Source organism: Phyllobacterium sp. RCAM01083 (genome assembly GCF_055685835.1).
This window is the reverse complement of record NZ_JBVFZN010000005.1, coordinates 1,632,831-1,648,553: the sequence shown is the minus strand read 5'-3', so window position 1 is coordinate 1,648,553 and position 15,723 is coordinate 1,632,831. Positions and strand designations below refer to the sequence as shown.

Below are 15,723 nucleotides of genomic sequence, written 5' to 3'. Positions count from 1 at the left end.
AAATTCCAGTCATTTGCTTCTTTCATGGCATTTTTGCCAGATGAAGGTGCGTATAGCCACGAAAATTGGCCGAGAAATGCAAGCATAAGGCAGAGTTTAAGTATCGGTTAAGTATACTATATTGAAAACGGCGGATTGCGGACTTTTCAATAAAATTTTCTCAAATATTTCGTAAAATCTATTTTGTCGTACTATTTTTACATCGTTGAAATCATTGGCTAATTCAAAATGTTGCATAATGAACACATCGCATTTCTGCCATTTTCTCGACAGTTTCTTTTCACAGTCTGGCGCGAGTGCCGCCACAATGAGAAGCGAATGTTCCTCTCGTTCAGCGGACGCAAGTTTTGGTTTATCCCCCCGACCAAGTGCCCGCTCCGTGTAGAAGAGTTTAAAAAAAGGAGATTGCCATGCGCACTCTTAAGACAATGATCCTCGCTTCGGCGGCTGTGCTGACGCTCTCCGCCCCAGTTCTCGCTGCTGACGTCATCACCGAACAGGCTCCTGCGCCTGAAGCTGCGTACCAGGCGCCCCAGGCCGATTGGTCCGGTGCATATCTCGGTGTTTACGGCGGTTATGGCTGGAACAAGAACAAGACCAGTGTTGGCAAGCTCGATGCCGACGGCCTGAAGGGTGGCGCTTACGGCGGCTACAACCTGCAGAACGGCCAGTTCGTATACGGTGCTGAAGGCGACATCGGCTACTCCGGTGCCAAGGAAAACAACTTCGGCTACAAGGCCAAGCAGGGCGTAGAAGGTTCTATCCGTGCCCGTGCCGGTATCGCTCTTGATCCGGTCCTGCTCTACGGTACAGGCGGTGTTGCCATTACCGACAGCAAGCTGTCTGGTCCTCTCGGCAGCGAAAGCAAGACCCACGTCGGCTGGACTGCCGGTGCCGGTGCAGAAGCCAAGATCACCCAGAACATCGTTGGTCGCGTTGAATATCGCTACACCGACTTTGGCAAGAAGGACTATGATCTGGGCGGCATCGACAGCGTATCGAACAAGATCACCACGAACGAAGTTCGCGTTGGTGTTGGCTACAAGTTCTAATCTGGACTTGACCTCCAGAAAAAGCCGGGCAGGAAACTGCCCGGCTTTTTTGTTGTCCCGGATTTACTTCGGCAGAAGCGCCGCAAGCTCGGGATGCAGTTCTTCGAACCGCTTCTGCCAGCGCTTGAGTTTCGAACGGCCCTTTTCCCATTTGCCTTCGAACCGCAGGGTCGCATAGGCGAGGGCGGCGGCCAGCGCGATATGGCCGCCATGCAGCTTCTTGCCGAGGCGCGGCGGCGCCGCATTGAGATAGTCGAGCACGCGGATCGCTTTGGCCCACTGCCAGTCGAGCCACGGCTGATGGATTTTCTCTTCCGGATGGAAACGCCGTTCATAGACATGGGCAAGCAGGACATCGCACAGGCCGTCCGCAACGGATTCCAGCTGTTCCGCCTCCAGCCGCTTTTCGGCATTGCGCGGGAAAATCTTGTTGCCCGACACGCGGTTGAAATACTGGGTGATGACGCGGCTGTCGTAGAGCGCCTTGCCGTCGTCGAGAATGAGTGTCGGAATCTTGCCGAGTGGATTGGCGTTGATCAGTTCGGCCGGGGCCGTATTGGTGTCCACGAGGACACTTTCAATCGGAATGCCGGCGTAATGGGCGACCATGCGCACCTTGGTGCTGTAAGGCGAGGCGGGGGAATACAGAACTTTCGTCACGATGACGCTCCTCGGTTGACGATTCGATGGCGAACGGTAAACGCCCGGCGGGTTTTCGCAAAGCGGTCAAAATTGTGCGTGGTTCGACAAGCTCACCATGAGGGGACTGGGCGGGCTGCAAAGCTTATCTTAGACGCTGCAGAATAAAGCTCCCTGCAATCCTCACTCTCCCTCATGGTGAGCTTGTCGAACCACGCACGATAATCATGCAGTGCGGGAATGGATGTTCTACCGCGTTCCCGGCATGTCGACGGAACGCCGGCGGCAGGAGGAGCGGTCAACCTCCGGGCAGCTGCGGAACTGCAGGTCCTTGGTCAGGCAGACGCGCACCTCACGCAGGTATGTGCTGTCGCAGGTGACGGAGACCGCATCCCGCGTCATTCCCGGATTGGCCGCGACAAAGGCCTGTTCGACAAGCTGCGGATTGACGGGCGCCCGCTGGGTGGGCTGGCTGTAGGCGGACGGGATGGCAACACGCGATACCGCCTGCCGCATCACGGAAAAATAATCTTTCTGCGTCAATCCGGTGCAGGTGCCGTGCTTGCGCCATTCATAGGTGACGAGCCCGGCGGACGGCATGATGTCGGAGAGCTGCCTGGCCTGGCTGAACGGCACGTCGCGCGGCTCGTCGGTGGTGCAGTCCTGCGGATAGCCCTGTTCATATTGCGGCCAGAGCCCGTGCACGACGAAGCCGTAGGGGCGCCCGGTCGAGCATTGCTGCCGGTTGGCATTCGAGCCCTCGGCGGCGCAATAGCTGGGCGACCAGGACAATGCGAGAACGTAGAAATCAAAACCGGTGCCCGCCGGTACGGGTGCGGCGGGCGCGCCGGTTGTCTGGCGTTCGCCCGCGGCAATCACCTCGGGGGTCTGTTGCGGAACAAGACTTTCCCGCGGCTGCTGCTCACGCAGATAGGTCAGTACCGACACGCCGAGAAGCGCTGCAAACAGGGCATAGCGCGCCAGGCTGCCGATCTGCATCAGCGGTCACGGATCATTTCAGGCTGCGGCAGCTGCCATTGTAAACGTTCCAGCGGTCGAACCCGGCCACGCAGAACTCGACATTGTTGCCGATGGAAGCGTAACCCAAGCCTTCCTCGACCACGTACCAGACCGGACGCTGTCTGCCGTCGGAGAGATGGGCGGTCGCCTGGCAATAATAGCGCGGGACGGCGGACATTTCCGGATTGCGGCTCGGCTCATAGCGCTGCTGATGAACGTCGCTGAAATCCTGGATCGCCACCTGCTGCAGGCCCGGCACGTGATGCACCTGATAGGAGAACCGGTTGACGATGCGATTGAGGACGCCGGATTTGCCGCAGGTATCGTCATAGGTCTGGCTGGGCGCGCGTTGCAGGTAATCGGCGGAAAACGCCGGAACGGCGGACGAAATTGCCAGTGCAGCGCCAAGGGTCGTGGCGAGAAGGGTGGAAACGCGTGCCATAGGGGTCACTCTCCATGAGGTATCGATTTGCGACCAATGTCGGACAGCCGGTGCGCGCGGTCAAGCACCAACTTGCTCGCCGCGGATCCAATCGACGGTGAAACCGGCATTCTGCCCGTCACTGAGGACTTTTGACAACGCCGGGAAAACGCTGCGCAGCTCGCCCTCCAGCGTGAAAGGCGGATTGACGATGATCATGCCGGTGCCATCGAGCCGCGGTTCCGGCGAGGGCGCTCGAATCATCAGCTCCGCGCGCAGGATTTTGGCAATGCCGGTATCGTGCAGGAGGGAGGCGAAACGCTTCACTTCCTGCCGGTCCTTGACCGGGTACCAGAAAGCATAGGTGCCCCCGGCAAAACGCCGGTGCGCCTTGACCAGCCCCTCCGCCAGACGGTCGAATTCGCCGCCGATTTCAAACGGCGGGTCGACAAGGATGAGGCCGCGCTTTTCCTTGGGCGGCAGGTGAGCGCCCAGCGCCAGCCAGCCGTCCAGCTGTGTCACGCGTACCTGCACGTCGCCTTCGAACAGCTCGGCAAGGAGCCGGGCATCGTCCGGATGCAGTTCGAGTGCCGACAGCCGGTCCTGCTTGCGCAGCAGGTGCCGCACGATCAGCGGTGAACCGGGATAGTGGCGGATGGCACCATCGGGATTTTCGGCGCGGACAATGTCCAGATAGGGCTGGATGAGACCGGCGACATCCGTATCCAGCTTGGCCTCGAGCAGGCGGCCGATGCCGCTCTGCCATTCGCCTGTCTTGCCCGCTTCCGTTCCCTTGAGATCGTAGCGGCCGATACCCGCATGGGTATCGATGACGCGAAAGCCATGGTCCTTGCGCTGCATATAGAGCACAATCCGCGTCAGGATAATGTGTTTGACGACATCGGCGAAATTGCCGGCGTGATAGGCGTGACGGTAGTTCATGGCCCTGCTTGTTTCACGATGTTGGTGCTATCGCAAGCATCTCGCTATGCTGATTGTCAAATTGATTCCCGAAGGTCTTCCGATGACAAAACTTCTCGCCATGTCCGGCAGCCTGCGCGCCGTTTCCATGAACAAGTCGGTGCTGGAGGCCTGCAGTCAATTGGTGCCCGCCGGTGTCAGCGTGGCGCTTTATGCGGGGCTGGCGGGGTTGCCGCCGTTCAATCCCGATCTCGACGGCGACAATCCGCCCAAGAAGATTGTGGCGTTGCGCAAGCAGGTCGGTGCGGCGGATGGTCTGATCATTTCCTGCCCGGAATATGCCCATGGCATTCCCGGCAGCTTCAAGAACATGCTGGATTGGCTCGTGTCGTGCATCGAATTCCCGGGAAAGCCGGTGCTTCTGATCAATACCTCGCCGCACTCGGAGCGCATCACGCCGCTTCTCATGGAAGTCCTGATGACGATGTCGGCGCATGTGGTCACGAGTGCGTCGCTCACCCTGCCGCTCAAGGGCAAGAAGCTGGACGCGGACGGCATCGCCAAAAGCGCGGAATTCGGTGCGCCGCTGCGCGCCGGTCTTGCCAGTTTTGTCGACGGCATCAATGCCGTTTAGAACTTCTCACTTTAAAGATGAGATTATCGAATTTGCCTTATGACCCAAATGTGTCATTGAGCGCGGAGAGCACGCGCATTTCGGGCGTGCCGGGGTCTGATCATGTCCGGAACGGTTGTTCTCATTGTCCTGTTTGCCGCATTTCTGCATGCAAGCTGGAATGCTGTCGTCAAATCCGAGGGCGATAAATTCCTCAACACCGTCGTGGTCGTGACTTCGGCGGGGGTGATCGCCATGGTCTGCCTGCCGTTCCTGCCGGTACCGGCGCGCGAAAGCTGGCCGTTTCTGGCGGCATCGGGCGTGGTCCAGCTCATCTATCTCGCGCTTGTCGCGGCGGCCTACCGCAGCGGCGACATGAGCCAGGCCTATCCCATCATGCGCGGCACGGCGCCGCTGTTCGTCGCCATTGCCAGCGGTCCGCTGGTCGGCGAGTTCCTGTCGGCGCAGAAATGGTCGGGCATTGCCCTGATCTGCTGCGGCGTGCTGGTGCTGGCGCTGGAGGCGCGGCGGGGGGCAGGGGCCAACCGCGCCACGACGGTCTTTGCTTTGATCAATGCTTTGGTCATCGCCACCTATACCCTGATCGACGGCATCGGCGTCCGGCATTCCGGCGCACCGGCGGCCTATACGATGTGGGTTTTCACCCTCAACGCCATTCCCCTGTTTCTCTGGACCGTGGTGACCCGCAAGGGCGAGCTCTGGCCGCATTTCCTCAAGCGGACGCGGCTGGCCACGGTCGGTGGCGTCGGCACGCTCGGCTCCTACGGTCTTGCCCTGTGGGCGATGACCATGGCGCCGGTCGCAGCCGTTGCCGCCTTGCGCGAAACGTCGATCCTGTTTGCGGTCGCCATCTCCGCCCTGGTTCTCAAGGAGAATGTCGGCGCCAAGCGCCTGATCGCCGTGGCGCTGATCGCCGCAGGCGCCGCCGTGATGCGTCTCGCCTGACGCCTATTTCGGCACCATGTCGAAATAGGGTTTTGCCTCTTCCAGGGCGCGGGCAAAGGATGGCCGGTTCATCAGGCGATCGCGATAAGCGGTCAGCACGGGATATCCCTCGCCGATCGGCACGGCCATGTCGCCATAGAACAGCGCGGGGGAAGCGGCGCAGTCCGCCATCGTATAGGCGTTGCCTGCCGCCCAAGTCCGGCCTTTGAGACGATCCTCGAGCACATCATAAGCGGTTCGCAGCTTCTGTCTGGCATGGTCAACGCCCAGCGCATCGTTCTGGCCCGCGGGACGCAGCCTGTCGGTGACGACCTTCTGCATCGGCACATGCACGTGCAGATCGAAGAAGCGGTCGTAGAAGCGCGTTTCCAGTGCCGGCTCCTGCTCGGAGGGCAAAAGCGGCGTCCTGCCGGGAAAATGCTCGGCGAGGTATTCGATGATGATGCTGGATTCAGGAACGGTCTGGCCCCGGGCTTCGTCGCGCAAGACCGGAAACTGCCGGATCGGCCACATCTTGCGGAATTCGGCGCTTGCCTCTTCGTTCATGAAATCGACCATGCAGGGCTCGAAGGGCGTGTCGTTCTCGTACAGCGCGGTGAGCACTTTCATGCAGAACGACGATAGCGGGTGAAAATACAGTTTCAGTGACATTTCGGGCCTCCCATGCAAAGTTTGATCAGTATTCAATACTAAAGTGATTGCTTAAGTATCAAGTCCGCTCGCCAGCGTCAAGCGCGGTCGCGACATTTTGCGTCTGCAGCCGCTATCCAACCCATTCCGGCGGCGCGAAAACTGCGCTATGGATAGGCCATGAACAAAGCTGTCATTCTCCGCACGGGCCATTCGGCCTGTCCTCACGATTGCCCTTCGACCTGCGCGCTGGATGTCGAGGTGCTCGATTCCGGCCAGATCGGACGCGTGCGCGGCGCCAAGGACAACACTTATACGGCCGGTGTCATCTGCGCCAAGGTTGCCCGCTATGCCGAGCGCATCCACCATCCCGACCGGCTGCTCAAGCCGCTTGTTCGTGGCGGCTCGAAGGGTGAGGGCGTGTGGAAAGAGGCAAGCTGGGATGCGGCGCTTGATCTTGTCGCTGAACGCTTCCTCAAGGCCGAAGCGGAATACGGCTCGCAGAGCATCTGGCCTTACATCTATGCCGGTACGATGGGGCTGGTGCAGCGCGATTCCATGCACCGCCTGCGCCACGCCAAGAAATATTCCAACCAGTTCGACAGTTTTTGCACCAACATGGCCTGGACCGGGTTTTTCGCCGGGACCGGCAAGCTTGGCGGCGTCGATCCGCGCGAAATGGCCAAGTCCGATTGCGTGGTGATCTGGGGCACCAATGCGGCGGCCACGCAGGTCAATGTGATGACCCATGCGGTGCGTGCCCGCAAGGAGCGCGGCGCGAAGATCGTTGCCATCGACATCTATGAAAACGCCACCGTGCGGCAGGCGGATCTCGGCCTTGTGCTGAAGCCGGGCACCGACGGGGCGCTGGCTTGCGCCGTCATGCATGTGCTGTTCCGCGACGGTCTTGCCGACTGGGACTATCTCAATGCCTATACGGACGATCCGAAAGGGCTGGAAGCGCATCTTGCCGACCGCACGCCTGAGTGGGCGGCTGCGCTGACCGGCCTGACGGTCGCGGAGATCGAAGAATTCGCCCGGCTGGTCGGCACGACAAAGAAGACGTTCTTCCGGCTTGGCTACGGTTTCACCCGCCAGCGCAACGGCGCGGTCAACATGCATGCGGCCCTGTCCATCGCGGCCGTCACCGGCGCCTGGAAGCATGAGGGCGGCGGGGCATTTCACTCCAACTCCGGCATTTTCCGCATGGACAAGCGGGAAATCGAAGGACAGGCCTTCAAGGATTCCTCCGTTCGCCATATCGACCAGTCCAAAATCGGTCTGGCGCTGAACGGTGACAAGGAGACGCTTTATGGCGGGCCGCCCGTCATGGCGATGCTGATCCAGAACACCAATCCGGCCAATGTCGCGCCGCAGCAGCGCCTGATCAAGCAGGGCATGCTGCGCGAGGACCTGTTCATGGTCGTGCACGAACAGTTCATGACCGACACGGCAAAGCTGGCCGATGTGGTGCTGCCGGCCACCATGTTCATGGAGCATGACGATATCTATCGCGGCGGCGGCCAGCAGCACATCGTGCTCGGCCCCAAGCTGATCGATGGTCCGGGCGAAACGCGGCCCAATCTCTACGTCATCAACGAACTGGCAAAACGCCTCGGCGTCGGCGACCTGCCGGGCTTCGATCTCGATGCCCGGACGCTGATCGACCATATGATGGCGGCGAGCAATCTGCCGGGCTATGACGTGCTGAAGGAGATCCGCTGGCTCGATGTGCAGCCGGATTACGAAACCGCGCATTACGCGAAGGGTTTCAACTGGCCCGACGGCAAATACCGCTTCAAGCCGGATTGGACCGGCAGTCCGTCGCCGAACCGCCCACCGCAGTCCATGGGTACGCAGGGACCGTTCGCGACTCTGCCGCAATGGCCGGATTATTGGGAAGCCATTGAAGTCGCGGATGCAAAACATCCGTTCCGGCTGGGCACATCACCCGCGCATAATTTCCTCAACTCGACCTTTGCCGAAACACCGACCTCGATGCTGAAAGAGGGCCGCCCGGAACTGCTGATCCATCCCGACGATGCATCGGCGCTCGGCATCGAGGAGGGCATGCGTGTCGAAATCGGCAATGAGCGCGGCGAGGTGGTGGTGCATGCCCGCCTGAACGCCGGTCTCAAGCGCGGCGTGGTGATCTCGGAAGGCCTGTTCCGCAATTCGGCATTCGAGCGCGGCGAGGGCATCAATGTCCTGACGGGCTCGGATGCGTCGGCGCCCTATGGCGGCGCAGCCTTCCACGACAGCAAGGTTTGGGTTCGCCCGGCAATGAATTGATTCTATTGATATTTTTGACTTTTTTTTGAATCTGCAATTTTGAATATCTGTACATTTTGACAACTATGGTTTACATTTATGAAGCGGTTGATTGAAAAGACCGACACGTTTTTAGACTGGTTTGATGGTCTGCGAGATCAGCGAGCCAGAGCGAGAATTGCCAAACGGCTTGATCGATTGGTTGAAGGCAATCCCGGTGATGTCAAAGCTGTCGGCGAGGGCGTCAGTGAACTTCGTATTGATTATGGTCCGGGGTACCGCGTCTATTACATTGAGCGAAAGAGCGTCTTGATTATCCTGTTGTGTGGCGGTGACAAGAGTACGCAGGACCGCGATATCAAGAGAGCACAGACAATGGCCATTACCTTGAGGAAAGCCAGATCATGATAAAGTTAAGTCCCTATGATACCGCGCATCATCTGGATTCCGAAGAGATGATCAAAGAATATCTGGCGGCGACGTGTGAAGATGGAACGCCTGCGGAAATAGCGCGCGCCTTGGGTACCATCGCCCGCGCGCGCGGGATCACCGATCTTTCCCAAAAAACCGGTCTCCCGCGTCAGACAATATACAAAGCCTTGAGCGGTGAGGGTAATCCGGAACTGGCAACCATCACGAAAGTCGCCGACGCGCTTGGACTGCAACTGAAAATTGTGCCTGCGACAAAGAACAAGAAAGATGCTGCGTAAGCAGCGGCGTCACGCGATCAATCGCTGAAAACCGTGCGTCCGTCCTGCATGACGGCCTTGCCGGACGCCACCTGCGCCAGGGCGCGGGCATAGGTGTCGTGTTCCACGGACAGCACCCGCAATGCAAGACTGTCTGCCGTATCGCCATTGAGCACCGGCACGGCGGTCTGGGCGATGATGGGTCCCTCATCCATGCCCGCCGTGACGAAGTGCACGGTGCAGCCATGCACGCGGACACCGGCTTCGAGCGCCTGTTCATGCGTGTGCAGCCCCTTGAACAGCGGCAAGAGCGACGGGTGGATATTGATCATCCGGCCTTCCCACGCCTGAACGAACTCCGCCGATATCAGCCGCATGTAACCGGCGAGACAGACGATTTCCGCTCCCGCTGCATGCAGCGCATCGGAGACGGCGGCCTCATGCGCCTGCTTTGTCGGATAGCCGCGGTGCGCAATGGCATGGGCCGCAATGCCATGCGCCTTTGCCGTTTCCAGTCCGCCGGCATCAATCCTGTTGGCAATCACGGCGACGATCTCGGCGGGATAGTCAGCCGCCTTCGCCGCTTCAATCAGAGCGGTCATATTGGAGCCGCGGCCCGAAATCAGGACCGCGACGCGCTTCTTGTAGGCTGCGCTGCTCACAGCGCCAGGTTGCCCTGATAGACAACACCGCTGTCGGCGCGGGCAACCATGGTGCCAAGACGCACGGCATCCTCGCCCTGCGCCTTCAGCGCAGCGAGCACAGCATCGGCATTTTCGGGGGCGACAACGGCGATCATGCCGATACCGCAATTGAACGTACGCAGCATTTCATCGCGCGCGACGCCGCCGACCTTGGCCAGCCAGGAGAAGACCGTCGGCACCGAAATGGCAGAAAGATCGATGCTGGCGGTCAAGTCCTTTGGCAGAACGCGGGGAATATTGTCGGGGAAGCCGCCGCCGGTGATGTGGGCGAGGGCCTTGATGGCATTGGTTTCGCGGATCGCTGCCAGAAGCGGCTTCACATAGATGCGGGTCGGCGTCAGCAGTGCCTGTCCGAGCGATGTGCCCGGCTTGAAGGGTGCATCGGCATCCCAACCAAGGCCGGAGAGCTCGACAATACGGCGGACCAGCGAAAAGCCGTTGGAATGAACGCCCGATGAAGCAAGGCCGAGAATGACATCGCCTTCGGCCACATCGCCCGAGGGAAGCAGCTGGTTGCGTTCCGCGGCGCCAACGGCAAAGCCGGCAAGATCGTAATCGCCATCGCGGTACATGCCCGGCATTTCAGCGGTTTCACCGCCGATCAGCGCGCATCCGGCCTGCAGGCAGCCCTCGGCGATGCCGCTGACAATGGCCGCGCCCTGATCCGGGTCAAGCTTGCCGGTGGCAAAATAGTCGAGGAAGAACAGCGGTTCGGCACCCTGAACCACCAGATCGTTGACGCACATGGCGACGAGATCGATGCCGACCGTGTCATGCACGCCCGCATCGATGGCGATCTTCAGCTTGGTGCCGACGCCGTCATTGGCGGCAACGAGGACCGGATCGGTAAAACCGGCAGCTTTCAGGTCGAACAGGCCGCCAAAACCGCCGATCTCGCCATCGGCACCGGGACGGCGCGTCGAGCGCACGATCGGCTTGATCTTTTCGACAAGCAGATTGCCGGCATCGATATCGACGCCTGCCTGCGCATAGGTGAGGCCATTTTTGATCGTCATTGTCAGCTCCGGATTGTTGCTGGCGAAATGGCACGACTCCGCCGTCGCTGCAAGCTCTGAGTGCCCCAAGCCGGGTGAAAACACCAGATATCGACAGTTTGGCCGCCGGAAAGGGGTTGAGCAATACCGCTGCTGCGTCCATCTAGAGCGTAACAATAGAAAATGCGAGGAAGCCAGCCGAGTGACAATTCCCAATTACATCACCATCTTCCGCTTCATCCTCGTGCCGTTCATCGTCATGGCGCTGCTGTCCGGTTCCGTCGGTGCGGCGCTTGTCGGTTTCGTCATCGCCGGCGTTTCCGATGGTGTCGATGGCTATATCGCCCGGCGCTACGACCAGCGTTCGGAACTGGGCGCCTATCTCGATCCCATGGCCGACAAGCTGCTGCTGGTCACCCTGTTCGTCGTTCTCGGGTTCCTCAACGAGCTGCCGGTCTGGCTGGTTGTCATCGTTGTTTCGCGTGACATCCTCATTATCAGTGCAGTGCTGCTGTCGACGGTGATGGCCAATCCGGTGGAAATGCGCCCGCTGTTCGTGTCCAAGGCGAACACGGCGCTGCAGATCGTGCTGGTGGCGTTTACGCTGGCTGATATGACCTTCCAATTTTCGTTCGGCGCGGGGCGGACGATTCTGGTATGGATGGTTGCACTCTTGACCGCAGCGTCCTCCACTGCCTATCTCGTGGCATGGACACAACACATGGCTGGCTATGAGCAAAACCGTAAGCAAGACAAAGACGGCACCACCGGCCGAACGTGACATCCACGTGGATGTGCAGGTGAACACGCTGGCAACCGCCGTGCGGCGTCAGGCGTTTTTCTGGACCGGCGCCGTGGTGTTCCTGGCGCTGTTCCTCTACATTTTCTCGTCCATCCTGCTGCCCTTCGTGGCCGGGCTCGTGCTTGCCTACTTCCTCGATCCCGTCGCCGACCGGCTGGAACGCCTGGGCATGTCGCGCCTTCTGGCAACCATCGTCATCCTGATCCTGTTCCTGGTGACCTTTGCGCTGCTGCTGATGATCCTCGTGCCGATCCTGGCATCGCAGATGACCGATTTCATCGCCCGCCTGCCGAGCTATGTCGCCAGGCTGCAGGAACTGATCGCCAACCGCGATTCCCAGTGGCTGAAGGATTTCATCGGCGTCGATGCGTCCGTCATCCGCAACAGCCTCGATTCCCTGCTGCAGCAGGGTGCCGGTTTCCTGTCCACCCTGCTGCAGTCGATCTGGAGCTCGGGCAAGACGCTCATCGATGTCGCGGCGCTGTTCGTCGTCACGCCCGTCGTGGCCTTCTACATGCTGCTCGACTGGGACCGCATGGTGCAGAGCATCGACAACCTGACGCCGCGCGACCATGTGCAGACGGTGCGCGAAATCGCCCGCGACATGAACAAGGCCATCGCCGGCTTCGTGCGCGGGCAGGGCACGGTGTGCCTGCTGCTCGGCATGATCTATGCGGTGGGGCTGACCATCGTCGGGCTGAATTTCGGGCTGCTGATCGGGCTGTTTGCCGGCCTCATCAGTTTCATCCCCTATGTCGGTTCGCTGGTCGGGCTGGTGCTGGCGATCGGCGTGGCGCTGGTGCAGTTCTGGCCGGACTATTTCTATGTGGGTGCCGTGGCCGTGGTGTTCTTCATCGGCCAGTTCTTCGAGGGCAATATTCTCCAGCCGAAACTGGTGGGATCCTCCGTCGGGCTGCATCCGGTCTGGCTGATGTTCGCGCTGTTCGCCTTCGGTTCGCTCATGGGCTTCACCGGCATGCTGATCGCCGTGCCGACGGCTGCGGCCATGGGTGTTCTCGTGCGCTTTGTCATCGGCCGTTACCGGCAATCCCCGCTCTACACAGGCGATTACAGCAAAAGCGGGCGGTCCAAAGAAATCCGGTGACATCCGGGCGGCATTGACTGTATTTCACCTGACATGACCGATGCACCGCGACAACTGCCGCTCGATCTTGGCCATGAGCCGGGATATTCGCGCGACGACCTGATTGTCACCGCCTCCAACATGGCGGCGGTGGACATTGTCGACCGCTGGCCGGGCTGGATTTCTCCCGTCGTCATTCTGGCCGGGCCGACCGGGTCGGGCAAGACGCATCTGGCGGCGGTCTGGAAGGCCGAATCGGAGGCAACCGTCATCGATGCCGCGCATATCGGCGATGCCACGGGCAGGACCGGTCCGTTCCTGATCGATGCCATCGGCGATGGTCCGATCGATGAAGCCGGACTTTTCCATCTGATCAACAGCGTGCGCCAGAGCGGCTCCAGCCTGTTGATGACGTCGCGCCGCTGGCCGGGCACCTGGCCGGTGCAGCTGCCTGACCTTGCCTCACGCCTGAAGGCGGCAACGACGGTGGAGATCGGCGAGCCGGACGACATGCTCCTGTCCGGGGTGATGTACAAGCTCTTTGCCGACCGGCAGATCGCCGTCGATCCCAATGTGATCAGCTTTCTGGTCAGCCATATCGAGCGGTCGCTGTCCACCGCCAGCCGGGTTGTCGAGCGTCTCGACCGCGCGGCACTGGAGAAGAAATCGAAAATCACCCGCGCGCTGGCCGCCAGCGTCGTTACGGCCCTCGACGAGGGGCAGGCGACCTTCGATCTTTAGAGCGTCCTGCCGTTCATGATCTGAACTGCTTTGACGCGAAAAGCGTCAATGGTTCTTGATGGCGTTGAGAAAGATGGCGGCGATCTTGCTCAGATGGTGGTCGCCGTCTTCGTGATAGGCCTGCCGGCCGGCGGTGGAGATCGCGTTGAACAGCTGGTTGCCCTCGCTGTCGAGCGCAAGCGTATCCCTGACGATTTTGGCAATGTCGCCGCGCGGCTGGATTTTCCGGGCGAGATAATCGGCCAGCAGTTTCTGCTGCCGCGGGCGATCATCGGTGATGGCGCTGAAGATGCCCCAGACAAACCAGGTTTCACCGACCTGCATGTCGTCATCGCTGATCTGGTGCATCTGCTGCTCCCGCAGTTTCGCCTTCTGGGTATCGGCGATGCTCTGGGCCAGGTCGAATGCTGCCGAATCTGTGATCTCGATATGTGCTGACATGATGAAACTCCAACGGTTTGAAATAGGCGCCGGCATGGAAATCAAGGCTGGCGACGGGCGTTCCCTGCAAAACCAGTCCCGGGAGATTGAACCCGGATCAAGGACGTATCTTCAACGTGGCACATCGGCCGGTCAAAGGCTGGTGTGATCGAGCAGCAGGGAGTGTTCCAAAGTCGGACGTTACAATCAAGCCATTTGTCGCCACTGGCCGCAGAGGCGGCCTTTGTCTGGTTTGCTGCGTTGTGATCAAGATGGAGTTTGTCCAAACCGGCGGTGCACTCCGGGAGTTGCGAAATGAGATTGGGGGTTGGGACGGGCAACGTTGATTGCTGTATTGCAGCATCAGCACGAGCAGCGCGGAGTAATGAATACTGAATTCTTCAACGGGGCGCAAAACATCGGGAATTTCGGCTGTGCTTTGATCATCAATAAATTGTGATTGCAGTTTGTATTGCAGTTAATATATCAGTTTTACTGGATGGGGATTCGGGGGAATCCATGAATGAAGATAATTCTTTCCCTGACGTAAGTTTTACTTACGTCGGAAACGATTGGTTTTGTGGGAGATTGATCGGTTCATGCTAGGCCTCTTTGTCCCCATGATTTGTTGTAACGGTATCATAGGGAACAATGAAAAATCATCTCCTTGTAGCTGGCACCGGGCGTGCTGGGACAAGCCTTCTCGTCAGATATCTTGATGCGCTAGGTCTGGAAACTCATATCACCAAAGCGGATGGTCAAACAGTATTGTTTGAAGATGCCAATGCGGGCTTGGAAGATCTTATTCTCCACGGCGGTGAGAACCTGCCTTATGTTGTGAAGTCTCCTTGGCTGTACCAATTTGCAGATGAGGTGCTTGAAAACAAAAGCATTAAACTTGATGGCGTCATAATTCCGATTCGTAATCTTGTGGAAGCGGCAAGCAGCAGGACCATTCTGGAACTGCAGAACCTCCACCGTACCCAAGAATGGATGGCCGACGAGAGTAAAACCTGGGACGCATGGGGGAGCGCACCTGGAGGTACGGTTTTTTCACTGAACCCTTTGGATCAAGCCCGGCTCCTCGCCGTGGGATTCCATCAGCTTTTGGACAAGCTGACGAATGCTGGGGTTCCAATTTATCTTTTGGCTTTTCCTCGCTTTACCCGAGATCCAGAATATCTCTTTTCAGTCCTTCGAGGGTGTTTGCCAGCATCAGTAAATTTCGACCAAGTGAAGCTGGTGAGCGAGAGGATTGTTGAGCCGGAAAAAGTTCGTGTCAGGTCGGAAATGGTGTCCCAGTTTCCGGTATCAGTTCCGGCGCAATCAGCCGATGAATATCCGTCACTGGAGCAATTGGATAATATTGCGCTGCGACGAGAGATCAGAAGACTGAGACGCCTCGAAGTGGCGGCCAGGCAGGATTTGGCGCAGGCGCACTCGGCACAACAAACGCTGCAAGGCGAACTGGACAACCTTCAAACCGCTTTGGTCGAAAAAGAGCGCAACGCGCTGGAAGCGCAATCCGCGACGATATCCCGGTTGGCTGCAACCGTTGCCGACCTTGAAGACAGCTTGAGTTCCATCCAATCGAGTACGTCGTGGTCAATCACTCGGCCCCTTCGCAAAGCAGCAACCTTGGTGAAAAAGCTCGGACGTTGAGTGTAGGCCGGCACCCGTCCACAGCGACGGTGCAATCAAGCCATTTGTCACCGAATCATATGCTTCAGCTCGTCTCTCGCAAATGGGGCTGTG

At 59.2% G+C, this 15,723-nt stretch carries 18 protein-coding genes; 10 read left to right on the top strand and 8 right to left on the bottom strand.

The window, feature by feature from the left end; all coding sequences use genetic code 11:
- The first annotated feature begins 410 nt into the window (after nucleotides 1–410).
- Nucleotides 411–1,052, top strand: coding sequence for an outer membrane protein (locus ACZ25R_RS14860; protein ID WP_223611223.1), 642 nt, complete (start codon nucleotides 411–413; stop codon nucleotides 1,050–1,052).
- 63 nt (nucleotides 1,053–1,115) lie between these two features.
- Here ACZ25R_RS14860 and ACZ25R_RS14855 read toward each other — a convergent pair whose 3' ends face one another.
- The 4 genes from ACZ25R_RS14855 to ACZ25R_RS14840 all read right to left on the bottom strand — a co-directional run bounded on the left by ACZ25R_RS14855 (nucleotide 1,116) and on the right by ACZ25R_RS14840 (nucleotide 4,074).
- Entirely contained in the window at nucleotides 1,116–1,712 is a 597-nt protein-coding gene (locus ACZ25R_RS14855) for a glutathione S-transferase N-terminal domain-containing protein (RefSeq protein ID WP_403172498.1), read from the bottom strand.
- A 228-nt stretch (nucleotides 1,713–1,940) separates the two neighbouring features.
- Nucleotides 1,941–2,690, bottom strand: coding sequence for a ribonuclease T2 family protein (locus tag ACZ25R_RS14850; protein WP_472461387.1), 750 nt, complete (start codon nucleotides 2,688–2,690; stop codon nucleotides 1,941–1,943).
- Nucleotides 2,691–2,703: 13 nt separating this feature from the next.
- A complete protein-coding gene (locus tag ACZ25R_RS14845) occupies nucleotides 2,704–3,153 on the bottom strand; it encodes a hypothetical protein (protein WP_223611220.1) in 450 nt (149 codons plus the stop codon).
- 60 nt (nucleotides 3,154–3,213) lie between these two features.
- A complete protein-coding gene (locus ACZ25R_RS14840; protein WP_472461386.1) occupies nucleotides 3,214–4,074 on the bottom strand; it encodes a 23S rRNA (adenine(2030)-N(6))-methyltransferase RlmJ in 861 nt (286 codons plus the stop codon).
- Between the two features lie 82 nt (nucleotides 4,075–4,156).
- Between ACZ25R_RS14840 and ACZ25R_RS14835 the strand changes: the two genes are divergently transcribed.
- Both ACZ25R_RS14835 and ACZ25R_RS14830 read left to right on the top strand, forming a co-directional pair.
- Nucleotides 4,157–4,687 (top strand): NADPH-dependent FMN reductase, encoded by a 531-nt coding sequence (locus tag ACZ25R_RS14835; protein WP_346305704.1) that lies wholly within the window; start codon nucleotides 4,157–4,159, stop codon nucleotides 4,685–4,687.
- Between the two features lie 102 nt (nucleotides 4,688–4,789).
- Entirely contained in the window at nucleotides 4,790–5,632 is an 843-nt protein-coding gene (locus tag ACZ25R_RS14830; RefSeq protein ID WP_472461385.1) for an EamA family transporter, read from the top strand.
- Nucleotides 5,633–5,635: 3 nt separating this feature from the next.
- Here the strand turns inward: ACZ25R_RS14830 and ACZ25R_RS14825 are convergent, their stop codons facing one another.
- Nucleotides 5,636–6,283, bottom strand: coding sequence for a glutathione S-transferase family protein (locus ACZ25R_RS14825; protein WP_472461384.1), 648 nt, complete (start codon nucleotides 6,281–6,283; stop codon nucleotides 5,636–5,638).
- Nucleotides 6,284–6,442: 159 nt separating this feature from the next.
- Here ACZ25R_RS14825 and ACZ25R_RS14820 point away from each other — a divergent pair, with 159 nt between their 5' ends.
- From ACZ25R_RS14820 to ACZ25R_RS14810, 3 genes are all read left to right on the top strand, one after another.
- Nucleotides 6,443–8,554 (top strand): molybdopterin oxidoreductase family protein, encoded by a 2,112-nt coding sequence (locus ACZ25R_RS14820; RefSeq protein ID WP_472461383.1) that lies wholly within the window; start codon nucleotides 6,443–6,445, stop codon nucleotides 8,552–8,554.
- A gap of 78 nt (nucleotides 8,555–8,632) precedes the next feature.
- A complete protein-coding gene (locus ACZ25R_RS14815) occupies nucleotides 8,633–8,941 on the top strand; it encodes a type II toxin-antitoxin system RelE/ParE family toxin (protein WP_472461382.1) in 309 nt (102 codons plus the stop codon).
- The gene (locus tag ACZ25R_RS14810) at nucleotides 8,938–9,243 is read left to right on the top strand and encodes an addiction module antidote protein (protein ID WP_472461381.1); all 306 of its coding nucleotides are present in this window, start codon (nucleotides 8,938–8,940) and stop codon (nucleotides 9,241–9,243) included. The genes ACZ25R_RS14815 and ACZ25R_RS14810 overlap by 4 nt, the downstream gene beginning before the upstream one ends.
- 17 nt (nucleotides 9,244–9,260) lie before the next feature.
- On the opposite strand, the gene purN is transcribed toward ACZ25R_RS14810, so the two are convergent.
- A complete protein-coding gene (gene purN / locus ACZ25R_RS14805; protein ID WP_472461380.1) occupies nucleotides 9,261–9,884 on the bottom strand; it encodes a phosphoribosylglycinamide formyltransferase in 624 nt (207 codons plus the stop codon).
- Nucleotides 9,881–10,942 carry a phosphoribosylformylglycinamidine cyclo-ligase gene (gene purM, locus ACZ25R_RS14800; protein WP_472461379.1) on the bottom strand — a complete coding sequence of 354 codons (1,062 nt, stop codon included), beginning with the start codon at nucleotides 10,940–10,942 and terminating at the stop codon, nucleotides 9,881–9,883. The genes purN and purM overlap by 4 nt, the downstream gene beginning before the upstream one ends.
- A 181-nt stretch (nucleotides 10,943–11,123) precedes the next feature.
- On the opposite strand from purM, the gene ACZ25R_RS14795 reads away from it, so the two are divergent.
- The 3 genes from ACZ25R_RS14795 to hdaA are packed head-to-tail and all read left to right on the top strand — an operon-like array spanning nucleotide 11,124 to nucleotide 13,548.
- Entirely contained in the window at nucleotides 11,124–11,702 is a 579-nt protein-coding gene (locus ACZ25R_RS14795) for a CDP-alcohol phosphatidyltransferase family protein (protein ID WP_472461378.1), read from the top strand.
- Nucleotides 11,653–12,828, top strand: coding sequence for an AI-2E family transporter (locus ACZ25R_RS14790; protein ID WP_472461377.1), 1,176 nt, complete (start codon nucleotides 11,653–11,655; stop codon nucleotides 12,826–12,828). The genes ACZ25R_RS14795 and ACZ25R_RS14790 overlap by 50 nt, the downstream gene beginning before the upstream one ends.
- A gap of 33 nt (nucleotides 12,829–12,861) precedes the next feature.
- A complete protein-coding gene (gene hdaA, locus ACZ25R_RS14785) occupies nucleotides 12,862–13,548 on the top strand; it encodes a DnaA regulatory inactivator HdaA (RefSeq protein WP_472461376.1) in 687 nt (228 codons plus the stop codon).
- Between the two features lie 45 nt (nucleotides 13,549–13,593).
- Here the strand turns inward: hdaA and ACZ25R_RS14780 are convergent, their stop codons facing one another.
- Nucleotides 13,594–13,989 (bottom strand): hypothetical protein, encoded by a 396-nt coding sequence (locus ACZ25R_RS14780; protein ID WP_223611209.1) that lies wholly within the window; start codon nucleotides 13,987–13,989, stop codon nucleotides 13,594–13,596.
- A gap of 630 nt (nucleotides 13,990–14,619) precedes the next feature.
- On the opposite strand from ACZ25R_RS14780, the gene ACZ25R_RS14775 reads away from it, so the two are divergent.
- Nucleotides 14,620–15,630 carry a hypothetical protein gene (locus ACZ25R_RS14775; protein WP_472461375.1) on the top strand — a complete coding sequence of 337 codons (1,011 nt, stop codon included), beginning with the start codon at nucleotides 14,620–14,622 and terminating at the stop codon, nucleotides 15,628–15,630.
- Nucleotides 15,631–15,723 lie beyond the last annotated feature (93 nt).